22 protein-coding genes are annotated in these 24,622 nt (G+C 65.1%); 12 read left to right on the forward strand and 10 right to left on the reverse strand.

The window, feature by feature from the left end; all coding sequences use genetic code 11:
- Positions 1-72 precede the first annotated feature (72 nt).
- Both mutY and AC0L2F_RS18645 read left to right on the forward strand, forming a co-directional pair.
- A complete protein-coding gene (gene mutY / locus AC0L2F_RS18640; protein WP_473249365.1) occupies positions 73-1,173 on the forward strand; it encodes an A/G-specific adenine glycosylase in 1,101 nt (366 codons plus the stop codon).
- Between the two features lie 68 nt (positions 1,174-1,241).
- Complete coding sequence (locus AC0L2F_RS18645; protein ID WP_473249366.1) at positions 1,242-1,664, forward strand: PaaI family thioesterase; 423 nt, start codon at positions 1,242-1,244, stop codon at positions 1,662-1,664.
- Positions 1,665-1,856: 192 nt separating this feature from the next.
- Here the strand turns inward: AC0L2F_RS18645 and AC0L2F_RS18650 are convergent, their stop codons facing one another.
- Positions 1,857-3,134 carry a flavin-dependent oxidoreductase gene (locus AC0L2F_RS18650; protein ID WP_473249367.1) on the reverse strand — a complete coding sequence of 426 codons (1,278 nt, stop codon included), beginning with the start codon at positions 3,132-3,134 and terminating at the stop codon, positions 1,857-1,859.
- A 141-nt stretch (positions 3,135-3,275) separates the two neighbouring features.
- Between AC0L2F_RS18650 and AC0L2F_RS18655 the strand changes: the two genes are divergently transcribed.
- Positions 3,276-3,896, forward strand: a complete 621-nt coding sequence (locus AC0L2F_RS18655; protein WP_027568589.1) for a glutathione S-transferase family protein — start codon at positions 3,276-3,278, stop codon at positions 3,894-3,896.
- Between the two features lie 177 nt (positions 3,897-4,073).
- Here the strand turns inward: AC0L2F_RS18655 and AC0L2F_RS18660 are convergent, their stop codons facing one another.
- On the reverse strand, positions 4,074-4,994 hold the full coding sequence (locus AC0L2F_RS18660) for a LysR family transcriptional regulator (RefSeq protein ID WP_473249368.1): 921 nt from the start codon (positions 4,992-4,994) through the stop codon (positions 4,074-4,076).
- A gap of 91 nt (positions 4,995-5,085) precedes the next feature.
- Between AC0L2F_RS18660 and AC0L2F_RS18665 the strand changes: the two genes are divergently transcribed.
- Together AC0L2F_RS18665 and AC0L2F_RS18670 are read left to right on the forward strand one after the other, a co-directional pair.
- Positions 5,086-5,529, forward strand: a complete 444-nt coding sequence (locus tag AC0L2F_RS18665) for a nuclear transport factor 2 family protein (protein ID WP_007607098.1) — start codon at positions 5,086-5,088, stop codon at positions 5,527-5,529.
- Between the two features lie 338 nt (positions 5,530-5,867).
- Positions 5,868-7,877 (forward strand): HAMP domain-containing methyl-accepting chemotaxis protein, encoded by a 2,010-nt coding sequence (locus tag AC0L2F_RS18670; protein ID WP_473249369.1) that lies wholly within the window; start codon positions 5,868-5,870, stop codon positions 7,875-7,877.
- A 57-nt stretch (positions 7,878-7,934) separates the two neighbouring features.
- On the opposite strand, the gene AC0L2F_RS18675 is transcribed toward AC0L2F_RS18670, so the two are convergent.
- The 3 genes from AC0L2F_RS18675 to AC0L2F_RS18685 form a co-directional block, all read right to left on the reverse strand.
- Positions 7,935-8,621 carry a glutathione S-transferase family protein gene (locus AC0L2F_RS18675; protein ID WP_473249371.1) on the reverse strand — a complete coding sequence of 229 codons (687 nt, stop codon included), beginning with the start codon at positions 8,619-8,621 and terminating at the stop codon, positions 7,935-7,937.
- 132 nt (positions 8,622-8,753) lie between these two features.
- Entirely contained in the window at positions 8,754-9,080 is a 327-nt protein-coding gene (locus AC0L2F_RS18680) for a hypothetical protein (protein WP_007607104.1), read from the reverse strand.
- A gap of 117 nt (positions 9,081-9,197) precedes the next feature.
- Entirely contained in the window at positions 9,198-10,328 is a 1,131-nt protein-coding gene (locus AC0L2F_RS18685; protein WP_007607106.1) for a site-specific DNA-methyltransferase, read from the reverse strand.
- 405 nt (positions 10,329-10,733) lie between these two features.
- On the opposite strand from AC0L2F_RS18685, the gene ypfJ reads away from it, so the two are divergent.
- Together ypfJ and moaB are read left to right on the forward strand one after the other, a co-directional pair.
- Positions 10,734-11,669, forward strand: coding sequence for a KPN_02809 family neutral zinc metallopeptidase (gene ypfJ, locus AC0L2F_RS18690; RefSeq protein ID WP_473249372.1), 936 nt, complete (start codon positions 10,734-10,736; stop codon positions 11,667-11,669).
- A gap of 135 nt (positions 11,670-11,804) precedes the next feature.
- Positions 11,805-12,368, forward strand: coding sequence for a molybdenum cofactor biosynthesis protein B (moaB, locus tag AC0L2F_RS18695; RefSeq protein ID WP_063993472.1), 564 nt, complete (start codon positions 11,805-11,807; stop codon positions 12,366-12,368).
- A gap of 237 nt (positions 12,369-12,605) precedes the next feature.
- Here moaB and AC0L2F_RS18700 read toward each other — a convergent pair whose 3' ends face one another.
- Positions 12,606-13,532 (reverse strand): bifunctional helix-turn-helix transcriptional regulator/GNAT family N-acetyltransferase, encoded by a 927-nt coding sequence (locus AC0L2F_RS18700; RefSeq protein ID WP_473249373.1) that lies wholly within the window; start codon positions 13,530-13,532, stop codon positions 12,606-12,608.
- Between the two features lie 62 nt (positions 13,533-13,594).
- Entirely contained in the window at positions 13,595-14,170 is a 576-nt protein-coding gene (locus AC0L2F_RS18705; protein WP_007607113.1) for a glycosyltransferase family protein, read from the reverse strand.
- Between the two features lie 329 nt (positions 14,171-14,499).
- Here AC0L2F_RS18705 and AC0L2F_RS18710 point away from each other — a divergent pair, with 329 nt between their 5' ends.
- Positions 14,500-15,339, forward strand: a complete 840-nt coding sequence (locus AC0L2F_RS18710; protein ID WP_473249374.1) for an RMD1 family protein — start codon at positions 14,500-14,502, stop codon at positions 15,337-15,339.
- 226 nt (positions 15,340-15,565) lie between these two features.
- Here the strand turns inward: AC0L2F_RS18710 and AC0L2F_RS18715 are convergent, their stop codons facing one another.
- On the reverse strand, positions 15,566-16,747 hold the full coding sequence (locus tag AC0L2F_RS18715) for an acetate/propionate family kinase (RefSeq protein WP_473249375.1): 1,182 nt from the start codon (positions 16,745-16,747) through the stop codon (positions 15,566-15,568).
- Between the two features lie 8 nt (positions 16,748-16,755).
- On the reverse strand, positions 16,756-19,170 hold the full coding sequence (locus AC0L2F_RS18720) for a phosphoketolase family protein (protein ID WP_473249377.1): 2,415 nt from the start codon (positions 19,168-19,170) through the stop codon (positions 16,756-16,758).
- Positions 19,171-19,381: 211 nt separating this feature from the next.
- Here AC0L2F_RS18720 and AC0L2F_RS18725 point away from each other — a divergent pair, with 211 nt between their 5' ends.
- From AC0L2F_RS18725 to AC0L2F_RS18740, 4 genes are all read left to right on the forward strand, one after another.
- Positions 19,382-20,545: a PA0069 family radical SAM protein gene (locus AC0L2F_RS18725; RefSeq protein WP_473249378.1), complete on the forward strand. Its 1,164-nt coding sequence runs from the start codon at positions 19,382-19,384 to the stop codon at positions 20,543-20,545.
- Between the two features lie 24 nt (positions 20,546-20,569).
- Complete coding sequence (locus AC0L2F_RS18730) at positions 20,570-21,025, forward strand: VOC family protein (RefSeq protein ID WP_007607134.1); 456 nt, start codon at positions 20,570-20,572, stop codon at positions 21,023-21,025.
- 77 nt (positions 21,026-21,102) lie between these two features.
- Positions 21,103-21,960, forward strand: a complete 858-nt coding sequence (locus AC0L2F_RS18735) for a ribonuclease HII (protein ID WP_473249379.1) — start codon at positions 21,103-21,105, stop codon at positions 21,958-21,960.
- 98 nt (positions 21,961-22,058) lie between these two features.
- Positions 22,059-23,567: a glycosyltransferase family 39 protein gene (locus AC0L2F_RS18740; protein ID WP_473249380.1), complete on the forward strand. Its 1,509-nt coding sequence runs from the start codon at positions 22,059-22,061 to the stop codon at positions 23,565-23,567.
- 119 nt (positions 23,568-23,686) lie between these two features.
- Here AC0L2F_RS18740 and AC0L2F_RS18745 read toward each other — a convergent pair whose 3' ends face one another.
- Positions 23,687-24,496, reverse strand: coding sequence for a uracil-DNA glycosylase (locus AC0L2F_RS18745; protein ID WP_473249381.1), 810 nt, complete (start codon positions 24,494-24,496; stop codon positions 23,687-23,689).
- Positions 24,497-24,622: the final 126 nt, after the last annotated feature.

Genomic DNA, 24,622 nt, shown 5'->3' on the forward strand with positions numbered 1-24,622 from the left:
AAAGACGTGGACGCCCGCGCCCAGCGTGGGCATGACGTGGAGAGATCGGTGCATTGCCGCTACAGTGCGAGCATGAGCCCCAAATCCGCCCTCAGGGCGAAATCGGAACCAGTTCCGCCGGAGACCTCGTCGCGCCCGCTCGCGCTGCTCGATTGGTACGACCGCCATCGCCGCCGATTGCCCTGGCGCGCTGCGCCCGGCGCGGCATCCGACCCTTACCGCGTCTGGCTGTCCGAGATCATGCTGCAGCAGACCACGGTGAAGGCGGTCGGGCCCTATTTCGAAAAATTCGTCTCGCGCTGGTCTGACGTCACCGCGCTCGGGCGGGCCTCGCAGGAGGACGTGCTGCGGATGTGGGCCGGGCTCGGCTATTATTCTCGCGCCCGTAATCTCCATGCCTGCGCGGTCGCGGTGACGCACGAGCATGGCGGCACCTTTCCGGACACCGAAGCGGGCCTGCGCGCGCTGCCGGGCATCGGGCCCTATACGGCGGCAGCGATCGCCGCGATCGCGTTCGACCGCCGCACCATGCCGGTCGACGGCAATATCGAACGCGTGGTCTCGCGGCTCTTTGCAGTTGAAGAAGAGCTCCCGCAGGCCAAACCGCGGATACAGCACTTGGCGGCGACGCTGCTTGCGGACTCTCGCGCCGGCGACAGCGCGCAGGCGCTGATGGATCTGGGCGCCTCGATCTGCACGCCGAAGAAGCCGGCCTGCTCGCTGTGCCCGCTGAACGAGGATTGCACGGCGCGCGCGCTGGGAACGCAGGACACGTTTCCGCGCAAGGCGCCGAAGAAGAGCGGCGCGCTACGGCGCGGCGCCGCCTTCGTCGTCACGCGCGGCGACGAGCTTCTCGTCCGCAGCCGCCCCGAAAAGGGTCTGCTCGGCGGCATGACCGAGGTGCCGGGCTCGGACTGGCTGGCCGGACAGGACGATGCCAAGGCCAAACAGCAGGCGCCCGAGTTGAAGGGGCTGTCGCGCTGGCAACGCAAGGTCGGCGTGGTCGCCCACGTCTTCACGCATTTCCCGTTGGAACTGGTGGTCTACACGGCGAGGGTGGGGGCGCGGACGCGGGCACCGGCGGGCATGCGCTGGGTGCCCATCGCGACGCTCGCCGACGAAGCATTGCCCAACGTCATGCGTAAGGTGATTGCGCATGGATTGGACCCCTAGCAGCCCATCCTGCTGACAACATGCTGGCAGCAGGCCTGCGTTAGCTGTGGCTGGCAACGGAGGGTCGCATGATCAAGACCGCGCTCGACAACTTTCCAAGGCCACCCTGTGCCGAGCTGCTCGGGTGGCGCCTGCTCGACGCCCGGCCCGGGGAAGGCTGGATCAAGCTCGCCTTCGACGGCAAGCCGGAGTTCTGCAATCCGGCCGGCTTCATCCAGGGCGGCATGCTATCGGCCATGCTCGACGACACGATGGGCCCCGCCGTGCTGGTGATGAGCGAGGGCCGGCTCTACACCACCACCATCAGCATGACCGTGAATTTCCTGGCTCCCGCAAAGCCCGGACCGATCATCGGCGAGGCCAAGGTGACGCAGCTCGGCAGGACGATTGCGTTCGTCGAGGCCAGGCTGACGGCGGAAGACGGGACGCTGCTGGCGGCGGCAAGCGCGAGCGAGCGGCTGCTCGAAGCGGCGAGGGTGGTGGGCAAATAGCTGCCGCGCACTCTTCCTTCCTTCTCCCCTTGTGGGAGAAGGTGGCGCGAAGCGCCGGATGAGGGGCTTGTCTCGACGAGTTCGAGTGAGAGTTAGACTCGTCAGCCAAGTGAGCTTGCATCCACCGGCGTCGCTGCCCTCTCCCGCAAGGGGCGAGGGCGCATCAACGTGCGTCTCGCTTCGTGCGAATACTCATTTCGTCGCGCGCGCACCCGCGCTCACGATCGGCGGCTTTGCATTCAGCGCTTCCACCTGGAAGCCGGCGACGCGCTTGTAGTTGGCGGCGACATCCTCCAGCTCCTGTTGCGACAGCACGTCGGTGACGACCTTGTAGCCGTCGGGCGCGCGCTCCTCGACCAGCTGCATCACCTGCTCAGGGCCATTCTTGCGGTTGAGCAGGACGAGACTGGTGGTTGCAGGCCGCCGCTCCGCCTCATAGGCGAGCAGGGCCGCTTGCGTCGGGCCGTTCGCCAGGATCTCGCGGGTGATGGTGCGGGCATCGAGGATCGCCTGCGACGCGCCGTTGGACCCGATCGGATACATAGGATGTGCTGCGTCGCCCATCAGCGTGACGCGGCCGAAAGTCCATTGTGACACCGGATCGCGATCGACCAGCGGATATTCATAGGCGTGCGGGCAGTTCTTGATCAGGCCGGGCACGTCGAGCCAGTCGAACTGCCAGCTCTCGAACCAGGGCAAGAACTCTTCCAGCCGGGCGGTCCGGTTATAGTCCTCGCGCCGCCATTGATAGGTCGGCGGCATGTGGCGCTCGGCAACCCAGTTGATCAGATGGTTGCCCGCGGCGTCCGGTTCCTTCGAGATCGGATAGCAGACGAATTTCAGGATCTCGTGGCCGGCCATGATCATGGTACGGCCGGTGAGGAACGCCCTTGCAGGCGTGACGCCGCGCCAGAGGATACGGCCGTTCCAGATCGGCGGGCCTTCGTCGGGATAAAGTTTTTCTCGCGCGGCGGAATGGATGCCGTCGGCGGCGATGAGGAGCGCGCCGTCGTAAGTCCCCGCGGCCTTGCCGGTGGCCTTGTCGATGAAATCGGCGCGCACGCCATCGGCGGTTTCGCTCCAGCCGGTCAGATGATGGCTGGTGAGGATGTTGTCGCGGCCGAGGCGTTCGATCGCGGTGTCGAGCAGCAATTGCTGGAGCGTGCCGCGATGGATCGAAAACTGCGGCCATTTATAGCCGGCCTCCAGCCCGCGCGGCTCGCTCCAGATCGGTTTGCCGTGCTTGGAGAAATAGGCAAGCTCGCGGGTGCGCACGCCGGCGGCATCGAGCTTGTCCATCAGGCCGAGCTCGATCAGCTCGCGCACCGCATGCGGCAGCACGTTGATGCCGACACCGAGCGGCCGCAGTTCGGCGACGCTCTCGAACACTTTCACGGGAATGCCGATTTCGTGCAGGCTGAGCGCAAGCGTCAGCCCGCCGATGCCGCCACCGGCGATGAGTACGGTCATGGGAAAGCCCCTCCAACTAGGGCGTCTTGGCACAGCCGGGCGCCGGTGGGCAACTGCGAAGAGCAGGAGTACTAGGGAACGCCGCGCTATGGACCTCGGGGCCGGCAGCCGTTACCTTCCGGCTTTCCCATGAGGTCCGACATGCTCAAGCTCTACTACGCCACCGGCACCTGCGCGCTCGCCACCTACATCACCCTGGAAGAAGCCGGCGCCGACTACGCGGCCGAGCGGCTGAGCTTCAAGACCAACCAGCAGAACAGCGCGGAATATCTCGCGATCAACCCGAAAGGCCGCGTGCCCGCGCTGGTGACCGATCGCGGCGTCCTGACCGAGACCCCGGCGATGCTGGCCTATCTCGCGCAGACCTTCCCCAAGGCGAAGCTCGCGCCGCTCGACGATCCCTTCGACTTCGCCCAGGTGCAGTCGTTCAACTCCTATCTCTGTTCGACCGTGCACATCAACCATGCCCACAAGATGCGCGGCGCACGCTGGGCGAGCGAAGAGAGCTCGTTCGCCGACATGAAGGCGATGATCCCGAAGACCATGGGGGCCTGCTTCGCCCTGATCGAGCAGAAGATGTACAAGGGGCCCTGGGTGATGGGCGAGCAGTTCACGATCTGCGATCCTTATCTCTACACCCTGTCGACTTGGCTCGAAGGCGACAGCGTCGACATCAACGCGACGCCCAAGATCGCCGATCATTTCAAGCGCATGTCCGACCGGCCCGCCGTGCGCAAGGTGATGGACGCGCAGAAGGCGTAGGAGCGCGGCAACATATTCCCCTGTTGTCCCGGGCAAGCGTCAGCGCAGACCCGGGACCCGTAACCACAGGGGGAAGTCGTGACGCAAGCTGACAATCGCGAGCCTTCGCCAAACCACGTGCTGTGGTTATGGGTCCCGGCCTTCGCCGGGACGACCCGTTTGTTTTGAAGCGGCGTCCTACCCAGCGCGCCCTTTCTTCTCCAATTGCCGTCCCGTCTCCAGCATCAGCCGCCTGAGCCAGATCGAGCCCGGATCCATCTGTGCGCGGGTCGGGTAGAACATGAACTGCTCGTCGATGCCGGGGTCGAGCGGTGGCGTCACCGTGACGAGGCCGAGCTGCTTCGACAGCGCCGCGATCAGCCGGCGCGGCACGAAGGCGACGAGGTCGGTGCGGGCGGCGACGTGCAGCGCTTCGAGATAACCCGGGACGACGAGAGCGATGTGCCGGTCTATGCCCTTGGTGCGTAGCCAAGTGTCGATCAGGTCCTCCGGCTGGCCGCGGATGATGACGCCGACATGGCGTGCGGCCAGGAACGTCTCGCGCTGCTTCAGCTTCGCAGCCATGGGGTGGCCGCGCCGCACGGCCAGCGCGTCGCTGTCGGTGTAGAGCAACTGGCGGTGAAACCCCTTGAAGGCGTTGCCGATCGAGATCACGAGATCGATGGTGCGGGCGAACTCGGCGTGGAAGATCGCCGGTCCCCGCCACGGCACCACGTCGATCCGGACGTTGGGCGCGGCCTGCGTCACCTTTTCCATCAGGGGCGGCATCAACAGCTCGACCGCGAGATCCGGCATCATCAGTCGGAATTGCCGCTCGCTGCGCGCCGCGTCGAATTCATCCGATAGGAACAGCCCGCGCACCTGGTCGAGCGCCTGCGCCAGCGGCGCGCGCAAGGCTTGCGCCCGCGGCGTCAGCTCCATCCGCGCGCCCGTGCGTACCAAGAGCGGATCGCCAAGGATGTCGCGCAGACGCTGGAGCGCATGACTGGCCGCCGGCTGCGACAGCCCGATCCGCAAGGCGGCGCGGCTGACGCTGACCTCGCGCAACAGTGCGTCGAGCGCGGTCAGGAGATTGAGGTCGAGCGAATTCAAATTCATGAGGCGAATAGATATCATACCCACTATCGATTTGAAGAATTTAGAGCCGGCGGCGATGATCTCGATTGTTCTCACCAAGGGAGATGCCGCCATGAACGCGAGCGCCAACAAGAAGCTGATGCAGGATATCTTTGCAGCCGCCGCCAGTCCCGATCCGGCTGTGCGCGACCGCGCCTTGTTCACCGAAAGTCTTGCCGACGACGCCAAATGGATCGTGACCGGCCAGTACTCCTGGTCGCGCACGTTTTCGGGCAAACATGCGATCCTCAACGATCTGCACGGCTATGTGCGGACCCGCCTTGTCGACCGGACGCGGACGGTCGCCCATCGCTTCATTGCCGACGGCGATGTCGTCGTCGTCGAAGCGAAGGGCGACAACGTCACGCCAGAAGGCGTGCGCTACGACAACGACTATTGTCTCGTGTTTCGTCTCGAGGACGGCAAGATCAAGGAGATCCGGGAATATTGCGACTCGGTGCTGACCGAGAAGGCCCTCGGTCCGTTTCCGCAAACGCTCGTGAGGGCCGCGAGCTGAGCGGATCGAGCGACGTCGCGTCCGTCGACCGGTGCCGTCCGCCGCGGCCGGCGATGGTCGTGTCGGTGGCGCTGGCCGGACAAGCTGCAGCGGCGTGCATGGCGCTGCGGGCTTAGCGCCAAAACCTTGTTCACCTGCCGATAAAATCAGCAGATGTTGTGCCACCCGATCCATGCGCGCGCGAACAATTTGAAGGTTCAATTAACGAGTGTCCCCCATTGTGTCGCGGTGCAGCGTGGGTCGCGAACAACGCGACGCGCGGCTGCCAGGGTGGCCGGTGACGATCGCCGGATTAGGCCGGCCGCTCGAATTGACATGCATCTGGGTGGACAGTGGGAATGCCGAGTTTTCGTTTGCGGATCAGGGGACGCCTGTACGCAGGTTTCATGGTCTTGGTGGCGGTTGGTCTTGTGATGGCGGTGGTCGCCATCTGGAATTTGCGGTCCGTCCAGGATCAGGTCGCAAAACTCTCCAAATTGTCGGACAGCACGGCGCGCGTCCTGGAGATATCGACCCATCTTCAGGCCATCCAGCGGGCTAATCTGCGCTACATTTACGACGCTAACGAGCCTGCGATGCGGGAGGCTGCCGAGCGAGAGACCGCGGCGACCGGGCTGTTGCAACTCGGAGCAAAAGGCACCCTCTCGGAGGAGCGGCGGAAGCTCTACAACGATCTGATCGCCGACATCGCCAAAATGAAAAGCCTGCGTGACAGTCTCGGCGACGCCGTCAACGAGGCGCGGACCGGCAAGGCGACGCTGTTGCCGAGTGGCGAAGAGCTGACCGTCAAGATGGCCAAGCTGGTCGATGTGGCCCGCGCCGCCGCCGACGACGACACGGTGTCGCTCGTCGCGGACCTCGAGTCCCGGGTCCTGCTGGTTCGAATCGCGAACTGGCGCTTCCTCGCCCTGCGCGACACCAACGGGCCCACCGCCTTCAGAACCAATGTCGACAGGGCGGTGCAGCGCCTGGCGGCCGTCGAAAGGAGCCCGCAGGCGGCGGACCTTCGCTCGTCTCTGACGCCTGTGAAGACCGCCCTCGGCATCTACAAATCCGCGTTCGAAACGACCTCCGCCGCGATGCTGCGGTCCGACGAGATCTACCACAAGGATCTCGCACCGCTCATCTCCGCGAGCATCGCCAAGCTCAAGGTCGCGGAAACCGCCTTGAAGACGGATTACAAGGATTCGCGCACCGCGGCCGATGTTGTGATCGACGGCACGACGTCGCTACAGGGTATCGCGGGCGGCCTCGCCGTCCTGTTCGGACTGATCGTCGCCTTCCTGACCGCCCGCAGCATCGTGGGGCCGCTGACCTCGATGACGCGCGCAATGGGGTTGCTTGCCGGGGGCAATCTGGCCGTCGAGATACCCTCGCGCGGCAAAGCCGACGAGATCGGCGACATGGCCAAGGCGATCGACGTCTTCAAGACCAACATGATCGACACCGAAAGGCTGCGCCATGAGCAGACCGCAACCGAGGCCCGGCAGGCCGACAGCCGCAAGGCCGACATGGCCCGGCTCGCCAGCCAGTTCGAGCAGGCGGTGGGCGAGATCGTCGACACCGTATCCTCGGCATCGCACGAGCTCGAGGGCTCGGCCGGCACCCTGACCGCGACCGCGAGGCGCGCTCAGGATCTCTCCACCGAAGTGCAATCCGCCTCCCAGGAAGCCTCGGCCAATGTGCAGGCGGTCGCCTCCGCGACCGAGGAGCTGTCCTCCTCGGTGACGGAGATCGCGCGCCAGGTGCAGGAATCGGCGCGCATCGCGGGCGAAGCCGTCGGTCAGGTGAGCAAGACCAACGCGCGCGTCAGCGAGCTCTCCAAGGCTGCCGCCCGCATCGGCGACGTGGTCGAGTTGATCAGCACCATCGCCGGCCAGACCAACCTCCTGGCGCTGAACGCCACCATCGAGGCGGCGCGCGCGGGTGAAGCCGGCCGCGGCTTTGCCGTGGTGGCCTCGGAGGTCAAGGCGCTCGCCGAGCAGACCGCGCGGGCCACCGGTGAGATCGCCCAGCAGGTCTCGGGTATCCAGGCTGCGACGGAGGAGTCGGTCGGCTCGATCAGGGAGATCAGCGGCACCATCGAGCGGCTGTCGGAGATCTCGTCGACGGTCGCCGCTGCCGTGGAGGAGCAGGGTGCGGCGACGCAGGAGATCTCCCGCAACGTGCAGCAGGCCGCCCAGGGAACGCAGCTTGTGTCGTCCAACATCGGCGACGTGCAGCGCGGGGCGTCCGAGACCGGCTCGGCCTCCTCGCAGGTGCTCTCGGCGGCACGCTCGCTGTCGGCCGACAGCCACCGCCTGAAGCAGGAAGTCGCCAACTTCCTGAGCTCGGTCCACGCCGCCTGAGCCTCAAAAGCAAAGGCCGCGCGCATGCGCGTGGCCTTGCGTTGTGACCTGACGCGATCAGGCGACTTTCGTCGTCATGTGCCTGAACATGTTGCTGCGGGCCTCGTCGTCCATCTCCGCCTTGAAGGTGAACTTGTCCTTCAGCGCGATCGCGCGCGCCGCCGCGGGCCGGGCCGAGATCTCGTCCACCAGCCGCTTGACGTTCGGGTATCGCGCGAAGGCGTCGTCGCCGAGCTTGAATGGCACCATCCGGGCCCAACCCCACAGCGCCATGTCGACGATCGAATAGCTGTCGCCGACCATGTAGCGGCGGCCTTCGAGGTGACCGTCGAGAATCTTGTAATGGCGATCGGTCTCGAACTGGTAGCGGTTATGCGCGTAGTCGTGGTTCTGGTCTTTCGGCGCAAAATGCTTGAAGTGCACGGCCTGACCCGAATACGGCCCGACGCCGGTGGCGACGAACATCAGCCATGACAGCATCTCGCCGCGAAAATTGGCGGCCGGCAGGAATTTGCCGGTCTTCTCGGCGAGATACAGCAGGATGGCGTTGGAATCGAACACGATGGTGCCATTGTCGTCGATCGCCGGCACCTTGCCGTTCGGATTGATCTTCAGATAGTCCGGCGTGAACTGCTCGCCCTTGCGGGTGTCGATCTTCACCGGCTCGAAGGGCAGGCCGGCCTCTTCGAGATAAAGCGCGACCTTGGTCGGATTCGGCGAACCGTTGAAATAGAATTTGAGCATCGGGCATCTCCCCTGTGTTTGTTGGCTGAAAGTGGAGGCAGCAACATGTCCGCAAGCGGCCTTGTCTTGCCTGAACCTTGTCGGGGAGGGCAACCGGCGAGTTTGCCGGGCGGTATCTGCGCGTCACGCAGATCAGCCGGCGTAACAAAGGCCGATCGCCGCCGTAATGACCATGGCCGCGCCCACGAGCTCCAGGCGCAGCCCGAGCCGGGTGGCGATATGCATGTCGGAGGCCCGCGCCGCGCGCTCCGATCCGCGCGCGTAGCCGTGAACGATGACGTCGTGATTGAAGCTGTCATGGGCCTCGTTGCTGCTGGCGAGCCCGACACAGACGACGAGCACGCCGAACAAGGCGAGGCCGAAAAATCCCAGCAGCGCGATCAGGAACATCGGAAACATGCCGACCAGAAAGATCGGCAGCAGCGGCACCAGCAGCAATGTCTCGGACTGTCGTCGCATGGCTCGACCGGTCAAGACGGGGCGTAGGCGGTCAATCTAGTCCCGCCGGCCGCTGTGTTCAACCAGTCTCGTCATTCCGGGGGCGCGCCAAGAGGCGCGCCTGACATGACAGGGCGGCTACCCCGCCGCCATGCCGGCGCGAATCTCGGCGCGGAGCTCGTCGATCAGCTTGAGACCCTTCTTGGTCTCGATGTGCCAGAAGGTCCATCCGTTGCAGGCTTGCGCGCCTTGCGCCACCGCGCCCATGCGGTGGATGGAGCCGACCTTGTCGCCGAACATGATGGCCCCGTCGGCGCGGACCAGCGCGCCGAGCTTCTTCTTGGCGTCGAACAGCTTGGTGCCGGGCATGATCATGCCACGCTCGATCAATTCCGAGAACGCAACCCGCGGCGCCTCGCGCGCCGTCATGAACGGGGCGAGGCTTGCCTCCGGCAGCGGCTCGACCGCGGCGATGCGCGCTTGTGCCGCCTTCGCATAGGTCTTGTCGCGCTCGAAGCCGATATAGGAGCGGCCGAGGCGCTTTGCGACCGCGCCGGTGGTGCCGGTGCCGTTGAAGGGATCGATCACGAGGTCGCCGGGTTTGGAGGACGACAGCAGCACGCGCGCGAGCAGGCCTTCCGGCTTCTGCGTCGGGTGCACTTTCTTGCCGTCGGCGCCCTTGAGGCGCTCCTCGCCGGTGCAGAGCGGGATCAGCCAGTCGGACCGTGCCTGCACGTCCTCGTTGGCGGCCTTCAAGGCTTCGTAGTTGAAGGTGTAGCCCTTGGCCTTTTCGTCGCGCGCGGCCCAGATCATGGTCTCGTGCGCGTTGGTGAAGCGGCGGCCGCGGAAATTCGGCATCGGATTGGTCTTGCGCCAGACGATGTCGTTCAGGAGCCAGAAGCCGAGGTCCTGCATGATCGCGCCGACGCGGAAGATGTTGTGATAGGAGCCGATCACCCAGATCGTCGCCGACGGCTTCATCGCGCGGCGGGCGGCAAGCAGCCAGGCGCGGGTGAAATCATCGTAGGCGGAGAACGAATCGAACTTGTCCCAATCGTCGTCGACCGCGTCGACATGGGATTCGTCGGGGCGCTTGAGATCGCCCTTGAGCTGAAGATTGTAGGGTGGATCGGCGAACACCAGGTCGACCGAACCAGCCTGAAGCTTCGACATCTCGGCGACGCAATCGCCGAGCACGATGCTGTGCGAAGGAGACTCAAAATTTGTGCGGGGCGCCCTTGCAGACGCCCCGCGACGCGACTCTACCATGACTCAAGAACTCTGACTCAGGCGACGCTGTCGGCGACGCGGGACCAAACAACCGACTGACCGTTACATTGAAGCGGCAAAGTAAAAATCGACTTAACCCGCCGCTTTCGTGAGCAGCCCTCACGTCGCACCTTGCACGCGGTTCGCTCCGCGCATTCTCCATGTTTTGCAGTGTATTTCGTGTTTCTTCGCGTTGCGGCTGTGATCGGAGCGCAAAAAGAATCGAAATTCCTCTCGGAAAAAATTGCTCGATGCCCGGAAAAAATTGCTGGCATTGCCATGCTGCCGCACTAGGCAATAATTGCCGAGCGGGATATTGATTAATGCAATGGAAATTTTAGGTATGTGGCGCGTTGAGCTTTCGCGCTCTTGCGCCGAGTTGAGCCAGGACCGAGGGAAGCCGCCATGCGCTACGATGATTTCCGCCGCAGCGACGACATCGAGGATCGTCGCGACGATGGTGGCGGCGGCGGTGGAGGAGGCGGGTTCGGCCTCCCCATAGGCGGCGGCGGGCTCGGGATCGGCACCATCATCGTGCTCGGCCTGGTCGGCTACGCCTTCGGCATCGATCCGCGCATCCTGATCGGCGGCGCCGAGATCCTCACCGGTGGCGGCCAGGCGCCGTCCTACCAGACCGATCGCCAATCGTCCTCCAACGCCAAGCGCGGCGCGCCGACCGACGAGATGGGCAGCATGATCTCCGGCATCCTCGGCGAGATCGACGATCGCTGGAGCGAGATCTTCCAGGCCTCGGGCCAGTCCTTTACCGGTCCGAAAGTCGTGCTGTTCCGCAACGTCACCAATGGCGGGCGCTGCGGCCGGGCGGAGTCGGCGATGGGACCGTTCTATTGTCCGCCCGACAAGACGATCTTTCTCGACACCGGTTTCTTCCGCGAGGTCGAGACGCGTTTTCGCGGCTGCTCCGGCAAGTCCGCTTGTAACTTCACCACCGCCTACATCATCGCCCACGAGGCCGGCCATCACATCCAGAACCTGCTCGGCATCATTCCGCGCGTGACGCGGCTGCAGCAGCAGGCCGGCAGCAAGGCGGAATCGAATGCGCTCCAGGTGAAGGTCGAATTGCAGGCCGACTGCCTGTCCGGTGTCTGGGTCAATCGCGAGGCGAAGAAGCGGCCGAACTTCCTGGAGCCGGGCGACATCGACGCCGCACTCACCACGGCGAGCGCGATCGGCGACGACACGCTGCAGCGCCAGTCGACTGGCCGGGTCGTGCCGGATTCCTTCACCCACGGCTCGGCGGCGCAACGCAAACAGTGGTTCATGACCGGCTACCAGCAGGGCACCGTCCAGGCCTGCAACACGTTTGGTGGCGGACAGTAGGGGTTATCCGTCATCCTGAGGTGCTCGCCGATTGGCGAGCCTCGAAGGATGGCGAGCCCGTGGCGCATCCTTCGAGGCGCGCAAGTGCGCGCACCTCAGGATGACGTCAGTGGTCTGTGAAGAAGGTGTGTTGCAATGACCTCCATCGACGAAGCAAAGCAGTTCGTCCCGCTCAACATCGCGGTGCTCACCGTGTCTGACACGCGCGCGCTGGCGGATGATAAATCCGGCCAGACGCTCGCCGACCGTCTCCTTGCGGCCGGCCATCATCTCGCCGCGCGCGAGATCGTCACCGACGACGTCGAGGCGATCCGCACCGTCATCCGCCGCTGGATTGCGGACGCGGGCGTCGACGTCGTCATCACCACCGGCGGCACCGGCTTCACGGGGCGCGACGTCACGCCGGAGGCGATCGAGCCCTTGTTCGAGAAGCGCATGGACGGTTTCTCGATCGCATTCCACATGCTGAGCCATGCCAAGATCGGCACGTCGACGATCCAGAGCCGCGCCACCGCCGGCGTCGCGGGCGCAACCTACATCTTCTGCCTCCCAGGTTCGCCCGGTGCCTGCCGCGACGGCTGGGACGGCATCCTCAAAGCCCAGCTCGACTACCGCACGCGGCCCTGCAATTTCGTCGAGATCATGCCACGGCTGGACGAGCACCTGCGCCGGCCGAAGGCCCAGGGCGCGACGGTGTGAGCGCTTGCTTCCCCTTCCCGCCTTGTGGGGGAAGGTGGCATAGGCGGCCTTGGGCCGCCGTTCTCAAAGAACGCCGAAGCGAAGCTTCGGCTATGGCGCCGGATGAGGGGTATCTATCGGCACGGAATGTGCCGAAGACGACCCCTCACCCAAGTGAGCTTATGTCTAGCAGCGTCGCTGCCCTCTCCCGCAGGGGGCGAGGGCACATTCATGCGCATCTCGCCCGCTGTTGCAGCATCAGAGATCCCGCTCCCACGTTTCCCCAATGAGATCCTGCCCGAAGCTGTGATGCGGCTCGGTCTTCACGAGCTTGAAGCCTGCACTTTGATAGATGCCGCGTGCGGCGACCAGGATGCTCTGCGTCCACAGCGTCATCTTGCCGTAGCCCCTCTCGCGTGCGCCCTGGATGCATTGGTCGACCAGCGCGCGGCCGACACCGAATCCCCGCGCTTTCTTTTCCACCTGCAACAGGCGCAGCTTGGCGATCTCGTCCGTGGCCTTGACCAGAAAGATCGAGCCGACCGGCTCGCCGCCCACTTCCGCAATCCAGCAGTGCTCGCGCGCGGCGTCATAATTCTTGATGAACTGTGCGCAGATCTCGGCGACCAGGGCCTCGTAGCTGATATCCCAGTTGTAGTCGGCCGCATAGGCGGCGGCCTGCCGGGAGATGACCCAGCCCATGTCGCCAACGCGATGGCTGCGCAGCATGAAAGCCGCGGGCTGGCTTCGACGCTCCAGCACAGCCTCGATGGTCGCCATAGCCTGCGTGAGCCGCGTTGCATCGCTGGCCGAAAGCTGAGCCAGCATTGCGGCGACCTCATTTTGCGAGCCCAGGTTCAGCTTGGCAAAGGTCTGGCGCCCCTTGGCGGTGAGGCTGAGCTGGTATTGCCTGCGATCCGCGGGCAGGGGCCTGCGGGTGATCAGGCCCTTTTCGTCGAAGCTTTGCACGATCCGGCTGAGATAGCCGGGGTCGAGGCCAAGCTCGTTGCCGATCTCCTTTGCGGCAAGGTCATCCCAGTGCGCGAGCTCGTAGAGTACGCGGGCCTCGCTGAGCGAGAACGGGCTTTTTCCGAGGTGCTGGTCGAGCACGCCAAGCTTGCGGGTGTAGAAGCGGTTGAAGGCGCGGACCGCTGCGATGTGGTCGTCGGTAGGATTGAACGACATGGGTCACCTCGATATTTGCCATTGTCAAATAATTATTTGACTTTAGCAAGTATCGAGGTGCCTCAGCCGACCATGACGATCCGGCTGCGCAGCATTATCCGCGACGAGCGGCCGAGCCGCCGGAGCAGCCGCGCCTCGGAGCGGCGGGCTTGGGGCGGGTAGCCGCCGATGCGGTCGTAGTGATCACGCGCGATCAAAAGTCCCTGATCGCCGAAGGGACCGACGAGCTTGCGCATCAGGGCCCGGAGGATATCGCGGAAGCCGGCATCGGCGTAGGGCGAGCGCGCATAGCGGAAGACGGCCGCACGATCCCGGCCGCTGGTCGAGACCGACTGGATGAACTGGGTGGTTTCCTCGATCCACCCGGTTTCCAGAACGGCGCCCGCAGGGAGGAACATCAGCCAAGACGAACGGGCCTGGAGTGCGCCGGCGGCAAGCGCGGCGCCTTGCGTTGATCCTTCGAAGCCGATGAATCGGCAGCCCGCGACGTCGGCAACGCGCTCGATGACGCCATTGCGGGTGCCGTCGACCAGGAGCACTTCCCGGATGATGCCTGCGGCAGCACCGGGTACCAGCGCGGCCAGAGTTGCGACCGCCGTCTGCTCGACGCCTTCGGTCGGAATGATGACGCTCAGCATGATTGAAGCTTCACTGTCCACACTTCGGGAGAAGCGTAGCTCATTATGAGGGCGTCATAAAACATGTGGCGCTGCCGAGTGCAACTTTCCGGCCGCGCTTCGGTATACGATGGTAAACCGCTGCGGCTCTCTCATCCAAATATGTCGCGTACGGGGCCGCGATATTGCCAATGTGTCGCCCCAAGCCTGTCCTGTCCGTATTAGTCCGGAGATGAGCCGCAACATTGCGCGGCGCGCCGGCCGTTCGCAACCTTGCAAGAGGAGGATGCGATAGCGGACGAGCGCGAGAACGGGAAAACCGTGCAATGGTGCTGCTGAAGAGGCTTCGAATGAACGCCGATCAACTTGCTGTTAACTCGCCCGCAACATCTCCCAGGCCGGACGGCGCGCCGACCTTGCGGATCCGCGCCCTGATGCTGGGTGAACGCATCAATCCCTCCGGACTCGAAATGGGCGCGACAGTCTCCTCGACGCCGGCCGCCTTCCGCGTCCATGCCGGCCTTGCGGTCATCTTCCGCTACGGCGTCGTGGTGCTGATCGGTCTCCTCCCTTCGGAGGAGAAGGTGCTGATCGACAGCCTGAAGTCCCGCGTGATCGGCGAGTTCAGCCCCTACGAGGAGGAGATCGCACATGCGCAACTCTGCAAGGACGAAAGCGCCGAGGCTATCCATCCGGGCGGCCCGATCTGCCTCGCCAAATTCTCCGACGACCGGCTGCTGCTGATCGCGGACGCGCTGGCCAAGAGCACCTCGCTCGCACGTGACGAGCGCCGCGTCGCCGCGGTCTTCGACGTGATCGAGCCATTTGCGCGCAAGCTCGCCGAGCAGGGCCGCACGCCGCCCCGGCGCAAGGGCATCTTGCAATTGATCGGCAATGCGCTTCTCGTCCAGCAGCGCGTCGCCGGTCGTGTTGCGGTGGCCGAGAAACCCGACGTGCTCTGGGAGAAACCCGAACTCGACCGGCTCTATGCCCGCCTTGAAGACGAGTACGAACTGAAGGAGCGCCTGGACACGCTCGAGCGCAAGCTCACCGCCGTGTCCGCGACCGCCAACGCGCTCACCGACATCATCGATACCCAGCGCTCGCTCCGGCTCGAAATCGCGGTGGTGGTGCTGATCGTGATCGAGGTCGCGATCGGGTGTTTCCAGATTTGGTCGGGGACGCATTAGAATGCGCGGGCCACTGGATCAATTTACCCTGCAGTTGAGATGCTCGTGACTGCGCCCTCGCCCCTTGCGGGAGAGGGCAGCACCGCGAGGAGACACAAACTCACAGGGTGAGGGGTATGTCTCCGCATACTCACATGCATACGTGAGCGACGACAAAACCCCTCATCCGGCACTTCGCGCCACCTTCTCCCGCAAGGGGAGAAGGGAAGTAAGATTGCCATCGTGCTCAAATCGTTCGCAGCACCGCCGCACAATGTCGTGCGATCATCAGTTCCTCATTCGTTGGAATGACAAAGACATCGACTGCGCTATCGCCCCCGTTGATACGCTCGCGCGCCGCATCATTCGCAGCGGCATCGATGCGCACACCGAGCCAGTCGAGACGCTCACCGATGGCGCTGCGGATTTCCCTGGCATGCTCGCCGATGCCGCCGGTGAAGACCAGACAGTCCAGCCCGGCAAGCGTTGTCGCCATCGCCGCCACCTCCTGCGCGGCGCGGAAGGTGAAGAGCTCGACCGCCTCCCGCGCCGCAGCTTCGCTGCTCGCAAGCAGCGTGCGCATGTCCGAAGCGATGCGGGAGACGCCGAGCAGGCCGGATTCGTGATAGAGCAGGTGCTGGACATCTTCGACCGACATCTTCTCGTGCTGTTGCAGATAGAGCAGCACGCCCGGGTCGATCCTGCCGCACCGCGTGCCCATCACCAGCCCGTCGAGCGGCGTCAATCCCATCGTGGTGTCGATGCTGCGGCCGTCGCGCAAGCCGCACAGGCTCGCGCCGTTGCCGAGATGCGCGATCACAGTGCGCTTCGCCACGAGCTGCGGCGCGATTCGGGCGAGCCGTCCCGCGACATATTCGAACGAGACGCCGTGAAATCCGTAGCGCCGGATGCCGCGCTCTTCATAACGTCGCGGAATGGCGAAGCGGCTGGCGGGCGGCGCAATGCCGTGATGGAAAGCGGTGTCGAAGCAGGCGATCTGCGTCAGGTCGGGCCTGAACGCCCTGATGGCGCGGACCGGCGCCAGGCACCGCGGCTGGTGCAGCGGTGCCAGCGGCGTCAGCGCTTCCAGCTTTGCGGTGACATCGTCCGTCAGCTCGACCGGAGCGGAATAGTCCGGACCGCCATGGACGACGCGGTGGCCGACGGCGCGCAAGCGATGGTCGCCGAAGCGATCCTCGATCAACCCGAGCACGTCGGCGAACAGATGATCGCTGGCCGCATCCGATGCTTCCCTCTGTTTCTCGAACAGGTCTTCGCCCGCGGGGCTCTTCACGACGAGCCGCGGCTTCGTCTCGTGCTCGTCGAGCAGGCCCTTGCAGAGCAGGGTGGGTTCGGCCGCCGAGATATCGAACAGACCGAATTTGATGCTCGACGATCCCGAGTTGAGAACGAGAACCGTGTTCAACATGGCTGCTGTCAATCGCCTGCCTCTGCCGGCGTGTTGCCGCCGGCGCTGTTCTGCCAGACCCATTCCTGGATTTCCGGCATGTCCTCGCCGTATTCGCGCACATAGCGCGAATGCTCGATCAGCTTGTCACGGAATTGCTGCTTCACCTGCGCCGCCCTGGTCGCGAGCCCCGGCACGCGCTCGATCGCCTCGATCGCGAGGTGATAGCGGTCGAGCTCGTTGAGCACGACCATGTCGAACGGCGTCGTCGTGGTGCCTTCCTCGGCAAAGCCGCGGACGTGCATGCCGGCGTGGTTGGTGCGGTTATAGGTCAGCCGGTGGATCAGATAGGGATAGCCGTGATAGGCGAAGATCACCGGCTTGTCGCGCGTGAACAGGCCGTCGAAGTCGCGGTCCGACAAGCCGTGCGGGTGCTGCTCCCTGGGTTGCAGCGTCATGAGGTCGACGACGTTGACGACGCGGATCTTCAGCTCGGGCAGCGCGTTGCGCAGCAGGTCGGCGGCGGCGAGCGTTTCCAGTGTCGGCACGTCGCCGGCGCAGGCCATCACGACGTCGGGCTCGCCATTCGCATCTTCCGTGCCGGCCCAGCTCCAGATGCCGATGCCGGCGTCGCAATGCGTGGCTGCCCCCTGCATCGACAGCCATTGCGGCGCCGGCTGCTTGCCGGCGACGATGACGTTGATGCGGTCATAGGTGCGCAGGCAGTGATCGGCGATCCACAACAGCGTGTTGGCGTCGGGCGGAAAATAGATGCGGACGATGTCGGCCTTCTTGTTGGCGACGAGATCGACGAAGCCGGGATCCTGATGGCTGAAGCCGTTGTGGTCCTGGCGCCAGACATGCGAGGTGAGCAGATAGTTGAGCGAGGCAATCGGGCGCCGCCACGGCAGATGCCGGGTCACCTTCAGCCATTTGGCGTGCTGGTTGAACATGGAATCCACGATGTGGATGAACGCCTCGTAGCAGGAGAAGAAGCCGTGCCGGCCCGTGAGCAGGTAGCCCTCCAGCCAGCCCTGGCAGAGGTGCTCGCTCAGGACTTCCATCACGCGTCCATCCTGGGCGAGGTGCACGTCGTAAGGTTCTGTCGGCTCCATCCAGACGCGTTCGGTGGCCTCGAACACCGCATCGAGCCGGTTTGACGCGGTTTCGTCCGGGCCCATGATGCGGAAGTTGCGGACCTCGGCGTTGAGGCGGATGACGTCGCGCAGGAATTTGCCGAGCTCGCGGGTTGCCTCCGCCACGACGCCGCCCGGCTGCGTCACCTCGACGGCGAAGCTGCGGAAGTCCGGCAGCTTCAGCTCCTTCTTCAGAAGGCCGCCATTGGCGTGCGGATTGGCGCCCATGCGGCGATGGCCTTCGGGCGCGAGCGCCTGCAGCTCGGCAACGAGCGCGCCGTTCGCGTCGAACAGCCTTTCCGGCTCGTAGCTGCGCATCCAGTCTTCGAGAATCTTCAGATGCGCCGGGTTCTCGCGACAGTTCGCGACAGGTACCTGATGCGCACGCCAAAATCCCTCCACCTTCTTGCCGTCGACTTCCTTGGGGCCGGTCCAGCCCTTCGGGCTGCGCAGCACGATCATCGGCCAGCGCGGGCGTTCGACGCTCTTGCGGCCGTCGCGGGCGTGCTGCTGGATCGACCGGATGCTGACGAGCGCGACGTCGAGCGCGTCTGCCATGGTCCGGTGCATCAATTTGGGATCGTCGCCCTCGACGAACAGCGGCTCGTGGCCGAGCCCGCGGAAGAGATCGCGGATCTCGTCGTCGCGCATCCGCCCGAGCACGGTCGGATTGGCAATCTTGTATCCGTTGAGATGCAGGATCGGCAGCACCGCGCCGTCATGCGCGGGATTGAGGAACTTGTTGGAGTGCCAGGACGCCGCGAGCGGGCCGGTCTCGGCCTCGCCGTCGCCGACGACACAGGCGACGATCAGGTCGGGATTGTCGAAGGCCGCGCCATAGGCATGCACCAGCGCGTAACCGAGCTCGCCGCCTTCGTGGATCGAGCCCGGCGTTTCCGGCGCCGCGTGACTCGGGATGCCGCCGGGGAAGGAGAATTGCCTGAACAGCTTGCGCAAGCCCTCGGTATCGCGCGCGATATCTGGATAGATCTCGCTGTAGCTGCCTTCGAGATAGGTGTTGGCGACCATGCCGGGACCGCCGTGGCCGGGACCGCAGACATACATCACGCTCAGGTCCAGCGCGCGGATGACGCGGTTGAGATGGGCATAAATGAAATTCAAACCGGGCGTCGTACCCCAATGGCCGAGCAAACGCGGCTTGATGTGCTCGGGCCGCAACGGCTCGCGCAGCAGCGGATTGTCCAGAAGGTAGATCTGCCCGACGGAGAGATAGTTCGCGGCGCGCCAATAGCGATCAAGCAGATCGAGGTCGCTGCTCGCTGCGGCCAATTGTTGTTGATTTGTCATGTTCCTGCCGACCTTCACCCGGGATCGTCACCAACCGAGTTCCGGCGAGATCGATCCTTCGGCAGCATCAAACGGGATCGGCGTGACGCCACTGTTGCGTGAGGTCAAAAGCGGGCGCGCGAAGTTTGGGCAGATCTACTGTGCATGGGGTTGTTTTCACGTTTTTTGTTTGCGTTCTTGATTTGTTCCTTTGGCGTGCTATCTTGTCTTCATGAGTCCAGCATCCTCTCATGCTCTCAAGCACCCGCCGGTCACGGCGCCCTCCGAGCCGGCGGGTGCGCCTTCTGACTTCCCTGAGCTGGCGGTCGCCATCGACCGCCAGCGCAGGCGAGGCCGGGGCGCGCAGTCCAACGCCAGCGGCCGGTTTGAGGCCGAGGCGCGCGTCACATTCGACGATGGCTGGCAGAGCCTTGAAGAACTGCCTCCGTTCAAGACCACGGTCGGGATCGACACCTCGCGCAAGGTGATCACCCGCAACGAATCTCCCGACATCGGCTTCGACCGCTCGATCAATCCCTACCGCGGCTGCGAGCACGGTTGCGTCTATTGCTTCGCGCGGCCGACGCATGCCTATCTCGGCCTGTCACCGGGGCTCGACTTCGAGTCGAAGCTTTTCGTGAAGCCCGAGGCGCCGGCGCTGCTCGAGAAAGAGCTTGCGGCGCCGGGATACGAGCCGCGGATGATCGCGATCGGCACCAACACCGATCCCTATCAGCCGATCGAGCGCGAGCGCAAAATCATGCGCGGCATTCTGGAGGTGCTGGAGCGCGCCGGCCATCCCGTCGGGATCGTCACCAAGTCGGCGCTGGTGACCCGCGACATCGACATTCTTGCGCGCATGGCCAAGCGCAATCTCGCCAAGGTCGGGATCTCCGTGACCTCGCTCGATCCGAAACTGGCGCGCACCATGGAGCCGCGAGCGTCCACTCCGTCGAAGCGGCTGGAGGCGCTGAAGCAGCTTTCCGAGGCCGGCATTCCGACCACCGTCATGGTCGCGCCCGTCATCCCCGCGCTGAACGATTCCGAGATCGAGCGCATCCTGGATGCCGCCGCCCATGCCGGCGTCAAGGAGGCCTCCTATGTATTGCTGCGATTGCCGCTTGAGGTGCGCGATCTCTTTCGCGAATGGCTGATGGCGAACTACCCGGACCGCTATCGCCACGTCTTCACGCTGATCCGCGACATGCGCGGCGGCCGTGACTACGACGCGAAATGGGGCGAGCGCATGAAGGGCACCGGCCCGATGGCCTGGACCATCGGACGCCGCTTCGAGATCGCCTGCGACAGGCTCGGGCTGAACAAGCGGCGCTCCAAGCTGACGACGGATCATTTTGCCAAGCCGAAGCGGAACGGCGATCAGCTCAGCCTGTTCTGAGGGACGAAGTGAGAGAGGCGTCGCATGAGTCAGGAACTGCCGGCTCCAATCCCGCGACTTACCGTCATCACGCTGGGCGTGAACGACATCCGCACCAGTATTGCTTTTTACGACGCGCTTGGTTTCTCGCGCCGGCTCAAGGTGACCGGCGAGGCCGTGGCGTTCTATGACACCGGCGGTCCGGTGCTCGCGCTGTTTCCCTGGGATCAGCTCGCGGTCGACGCCAAATTGCCTGATCATCCGAGGCCATCGACGTTTGGCGGCATGACGCTCGCCTGGAACTGTCGCGCGCGTGAGGAGGTGGATGCGGTGCTGGCGTTCGCCGTCGCCAAGGGAGCCGCGCTGCTGAAGGCCGCGCATGAGACCGACTACGGCGGCTATTCCGGCTATTTCGCCGATCCTGACGGCCATCCCTGGGAAGTCGTGGTCGCGCCCGGCATTGAAGTCGGCGAGGACCGGCGGGTGCATCTGGCGGAATAGGGCAGCTGACTTGAATAACGGGAATTGTCCGAGGTTCCCGGTTGCGCAGGCCATGCCGCTTGCGCACGATCCCGGCCATGATTCGGGATCAATCCGCCAAGAAGCCGGCCAAAGGCGCGCCCAAGAAGGCTGCGCCCAAGAACGGGAAGGCTGCGCCCAAGAACGGGAGGGCTGCGACCAATAAAATCGTCAAGGCGCTGGCCGGCGCCAAGGGCGCCATCATGGTCGCCCCGAGCTTCCGTCGCGAGCGCGCGCTGATCAAGCGCGGCGTCTGGCCGGTGGCGGGCTGCGATGAGGCCGGCCGCGGGCCGCTGGCCGGTCCTGTGGTGGCGGCGGCGGTGATTCTCGATCCCGACCGCATCCCGCGCGGCATCGATGATTCCAAGCGACTGACGGCCGAGGAGCGCGAAAGGCTGTTCGACAAGATCTGCGCCACAGCGCAGGTCTCGGTGGCCGTCGCCTCGCGCGCCCGCATCGACCGCGACAACATCCTGCGCGCCTCGCTATGGGCGCTGAAGCGCGCCGTGGTGGCGCTGCCCGAGCAGCCCCGGCACGTCTTCGTCGACGGCCGCGACCGGCTCGACACGGCATGCGATTGCGAGGCCGTGATCGGCGGCGACGGCATCGTCCTGTCGATCGCAGCGGCCTCGATCGTTGCCAAGGTAACGCGGGACCGCCTGATGTGCGCGCTGGCTCAGGACTGTCCCGGCTACGGTTTCGAGCAGCACAAGGGCTACGCCGTGCCCGAGCATCTCGACGCGCTCAACCGACTCGGTCCCACCGTCCACCACCGCAGCTTCTTCGCCCCCGTCGCCGCCGCCCGCGCCAGGCACATGCCCTGGACGGTCGAGCCGGCACAGGACCTGTTTGCAGTGACCGAGATCGAGCTGCAGGTGGACACGAGCCTGGAAGTCGACGCGTCGGCAAATCTCTAGACGAGACTCGGTTGCCACGACGCGCCGCGCCCTCTATCAAAATAGTCGTGAGCGAATAGGGCCGGCTGCACGGGTTGGCTGCATCTTTCGGACGTTGCATGCGGTTTACCTCCCTGGTCATCGAGCTCATTCGCGCGCGGCCGCGGCTGATCGTCTGGATCGCCGTGCTGCTCCAGGCGGCGATGTGGCTGTTCGTGGCGCTGGTGTTTTATCGCAGCCCGCCCGGCAGCCTCGCGACGCTGCTGGCCTTCGGCCGCGAATACCAGGTCGGCACCGATCTCGGCCCGCCCTTGCCGGTCTGGCTCGCCGACATCGCCTATCGCGCCGCCGGCGGCCATTTGTTCGGCGTCTACGTGCTGGCCGAGCTCTGCGGGATCGCGACGCTGATCACGCTCTATCACCTGTCCCGCGCGGTGGTCGGCCCCCAGCAGGCAGTGCTGGCCGTGCTGCTGACCATGACACTGCTGGCCTTCTCCTCGCCCGCACTCGACTTCGGCCCCCTAGTGCTGGCGCGGCCGCTCTGGGCGCTGCTGCTGCTGCATTCCTGGCAGATCATCGGGCAGCGCCGCGGCAACGCCTGGTTCGCCTGGTCGATCGAGGCCGGCCTCTTGCTGCTGACGACCCCGGCTGCGATCTTCCTGCTGCTGCTGATCGTCGTCTTTGCGCTCGCAACCGCGGACGGCCGTCGCACGTTGCGCGCCTTCGACCCGCTGTTTGCGCTGGTGGTCGTCGCCGTGCTGGCGTTGCCCTATGCCGTCTGGCTGATGCGCGCAGAGGTGCTCGTCCTGCCGGCCTTGCCTGAGGTGGCCCAGCTCAATGCCCGCGCGCTGCACGCGGCCTGGCTGCTCGGGGGGCTCCTGTTCGGTGCGGCGGCGATCCCGGCGCTGACCGTCCTCAACACCGGCCTGTTCGTTCCCAAGAGCGAGGAGGCGCCGATCATCTACCGCCCGCCGGTCGAGCCGCTCGCGCGCAATTTCGTCTATTTCTTCGCGCTGGCGCCGGCGCTCGGCGCGGTGCTGATCTCGGGTCTGCTGGGCCTCGACGCCGTCGTCGGCGGCGCCGGCGTCGTGCTGGTGTTGTCGGGACTTGCCGTGGTCGTGGGGGCCGGCGATCTCATCGCGATGCGCCGCGCGAGGATGCTGCGGATGGTCTGGGCGGCCGCCGTCATCGCGCCCGCAATCGGCGTCGTGCTCGCCGTCCTGCTCCTGCCGTGGACCGGTGCCAATGAGATCGCGACGTCGATGCCGGCGCGCGCGATTTCGGACTTCTTCGACGAGAGCTTTGCCCGCCGCACCAATCATCGCCTGCGCGCGGTCGCCGGCGAGACCCAGCTTGCGAGCTTGATCACGCTGCATTCCGGCCGGCCGCATCTCTTCATCGATGCCGAGCCTGCGCGTACGCCGTGGATCAATCAGGCCAAGTTCAGCGAGACCGGCGGCGTCGTGGTCTGGCGCGCCTCCGATACCGCCGGCACCCCGCCGCCAGACATTCTCGCGCGCTTTCCCGGCATCGTCCCGGAAGTCCCGCGCGCCTTCGAATGGCTGGTGACCGGACGCCAGCAACTCCTGCGCATCGGCTGGGCCATCGTGCGGCCGAAGGGGACGTAGTCCTTCTTTCCGTCGTCATTGCGAGGAGCGAAGCGACGAAGCAATCCAGTGCACCTCCGCGGCAAGATTCTGGATTGCTTTGCTGCGCTCGCGATGACGGGGAGAGGCCGTACGGCTCCTCACGCGCCTGCCAGCACCTTCGCGATCGCGCGCAGATCCTGCCAGGCCAGCCGCTTGTACGACGGCGAGCGCAGCAGATAGGCGGGGTGGAAGGTCGGCAGCGCGCGGATGGTGCGCCCGCCCGTCTCGTAGTCGAACCAGCGGCCGCGGGTACGCATGATACCTTCGCGGGTCGACAGCAGCGTCTGCGTGGAGGGATTGCCGAGCGTCACCAGCACATCCGGATTCACCAGCTCGATCTGGCGCTGGATGAATGGCAGGCAGATTTGCGTCTCCTGCGGCGTCGGCGTGCGGTTGCCGGGCGGCCGCCAGGGAATCACGTTGGCGATGTAGGCGGTGGTGCGGTTGAGGCCTATGGCTCCTATCATCAAATCGAGCAGCTTGCCGCTGCGCCCGACGAAGGGCAGCCCCTCGATGTCCTCGTCGCGGCCCGGTGCCTCGCCGACGAACATGATGCGCGCCTGCGGATTACCGTCGGCGAAAACCAACCGTGTCGCCGTGTGCTTCAGCGCGCAGCCCTCAAAGCTCTGCATCAACTCGCGCAGCGCCTCGAGCGTCGGCGCGGTGCGTGCGGCCTCGCGCGCCGAGGCGATTGCGATGTCGGGCGCGGGTGTGGCCTCGCCGCGCATCACCGCGGGCGCGGCGACCGGCCGAGGGGCCTCGACCGGAGGTGGCGCGCGCGGGGCCGAAGGTGGAACATCCAATTCCGCCAGGCGGTCGATCGGTTCCTCCGCGAGCGTGCAATCAACTCCGGCCTCCAAATAGAAGGCGAGAAGCTCTCGGACCGTGGGTGCGGGTTCTAGGATCATCGGAAAGTCCGACTATTAGTCCAGTTTGGGGTGCCTTGCACCCCGGCGAAACGCATTTCCGAGGTTGTCCTACCCGGAAAAATCGGAAACAAGAGGGCGCAATCGACCAAGGACCGTCTCAAGGGC

This window comes from Bradyrhizobium sp. Ken64 (genome assembly GCF_055807555.1).

Bases quoted from the DNA above. Each gene is read 5' to 3' on its own strand.
- mutY (WP_473249365.1), top strand. From the start codon at position 73: ATGAGCCCCAAATCCGCCCTCAGGGCGAAATCGGAACCAGTTCCGCCG.
- AC0L2F_RS18645 (WP_473249366.1), top strand. From the start codon at position 1,242: ATGATCAAGACCGCGCTCGACAACTTTCCAAGGCCACCCTGTGCCGAG.
- AC0L2F_RS18650 (WP_473249367.1), bottom strand. From the start codon at position 3,134: ATGACCGTACTCATCGCCGGTGGCGGCATCGGCGGGCTGACGCTTGCG.
- AC0L2F_RS18655 (WP_027568589.1), top strand. From the start codon at position 3,276: ATGCTCAAGCTCTACTACGCCACCGGCACCTGCGCGCTCGCCACCTAC.
- AC0L2F_RS18660 (WP_473249368.1), bottom strand. From the start codon at position 4,994: ATGAATTTGAATTCGCTCGACCTCAATCTCCTGACCGCGCTCGACGCA.
- AC0L2F_RS18665 (WP_007607098.1), top strand. From the start codon at position 5,086: ATGAACGCGAGCGCCAACAAGAAGCTGATGCAGGATATCTTTGCAGCC.
- AC0L2F_RS18670 (WP_473249369.1), top strand. From the start codon at position 5,868: ATGCCGAGTTTTCGTTTGCGGATCAGGGGACGCCTGTACGCAGGTTTC.
- AC0L2F_RS18675 (WP_473249371.1), bottom strand. From the start codon at position 8,621: ATGCTCAAATTCTATTTCAACGGTTCGCCGAATCCGACCAAGGTCGCG.
- AC0L2F_RS18680 (WP_007607104.1), bottom strand. From the start codon at position 9,080: ATGCGACGACAGTCCGAGACATTGCTGCTGGTGCCGCTGCTGCCGATC.
- AC0L2F_RS18685 (WP_007607106.1), bottom strand. From the start codon at position 10,328: ATGGTAGAGTCGCGTCGCGGGGCGTCTGCAAGGGCGCCCCGCACAAAT.
- ypfJ (WP_473249372.1), top strand. From the start codon at position 10,734: ATGCGCTACGATGATTTCCGCCGCAGCGACGACATCGAGGATCGTCGC.
- moaB (WP_063993472.1), top strand. From the start codon at position 11,805: ATGACCTCCATCGACGAAGCAAAGCAGTTCGTCCCGCTCAACATCGCG.
- AC0L2F_RS18700 (WP_473249373.1), bottom strand. From the start codon at position 13,532: ATGTCGTTCAATCCTACCGACGACCACATCGCAGCGGTCCGCGCCTTC.
- AC0L2F_RS18705 (WP_007607113.1), bottom strand. From the start codon at position 14,170: ATGCTGAGCGTCATCATTCCGACCGAAGGCGTCGAGCAGACGGCGGTC.
- AC0L2F_RS18710 (WP_473249374.1), top strand. From the start codon at position 14,500: ATGAACGCCGATCAACTTGCTGTTAACTCGCCCGCAACATCTCCCAGG.
- AC0L2F_RS18715 (WP_473249375.1), bottom strand. From the start codon at position 16,747: ATGTTGAACACGGTTCTCGTTCTCAACTCGGGATCGTCGAGCATCAAA.
- AC0L2F_RS18720 (WP_473249377.1), bottom strand. From the start codon at position 19,170: ATGACAAATCAACAACAATTGGCCGCAGCGAGCAGCGACCTCGATCTG.
- AC0L2F_RS18725 (WP_473249378.1), top strand. From the start codon at position 19,382: ATGAGTCCAGCATCCTCTCATGCTCTCAAGCACCCGCCGGTCACGGCG.
- AC0L2F_RS18730 (WP_007607134.1), top strand. From the start codon at position 20,570: ATGAGTCAGGAACTGCCGGCTCCAATCCCGCGACTTACCGTCATCACG.
- AC0L2F_RS18735 (WP_473249379.1), top strand. From the start codon at position 21,103: ATGATTCGGGATCAATCCGCCAAGAAGCCGGCCAAAGGCGCGCCCAAG.
- AC0L2F_RS18740 (WP_473249380.1), top strand. From the start codon at position 22,059: ATGCGGTTTACCTCCCTGGTCATCGAGCTCATTCGCGCGCGGCCGCGG.
- AC0L2F_RS18745 (WP_473249381.1), bottom strand. From the start codon at position 24,496: ATGATCCTAGAACCCGCACCCACGGTCCGAGAGCTTCTCGCCTTCTAT.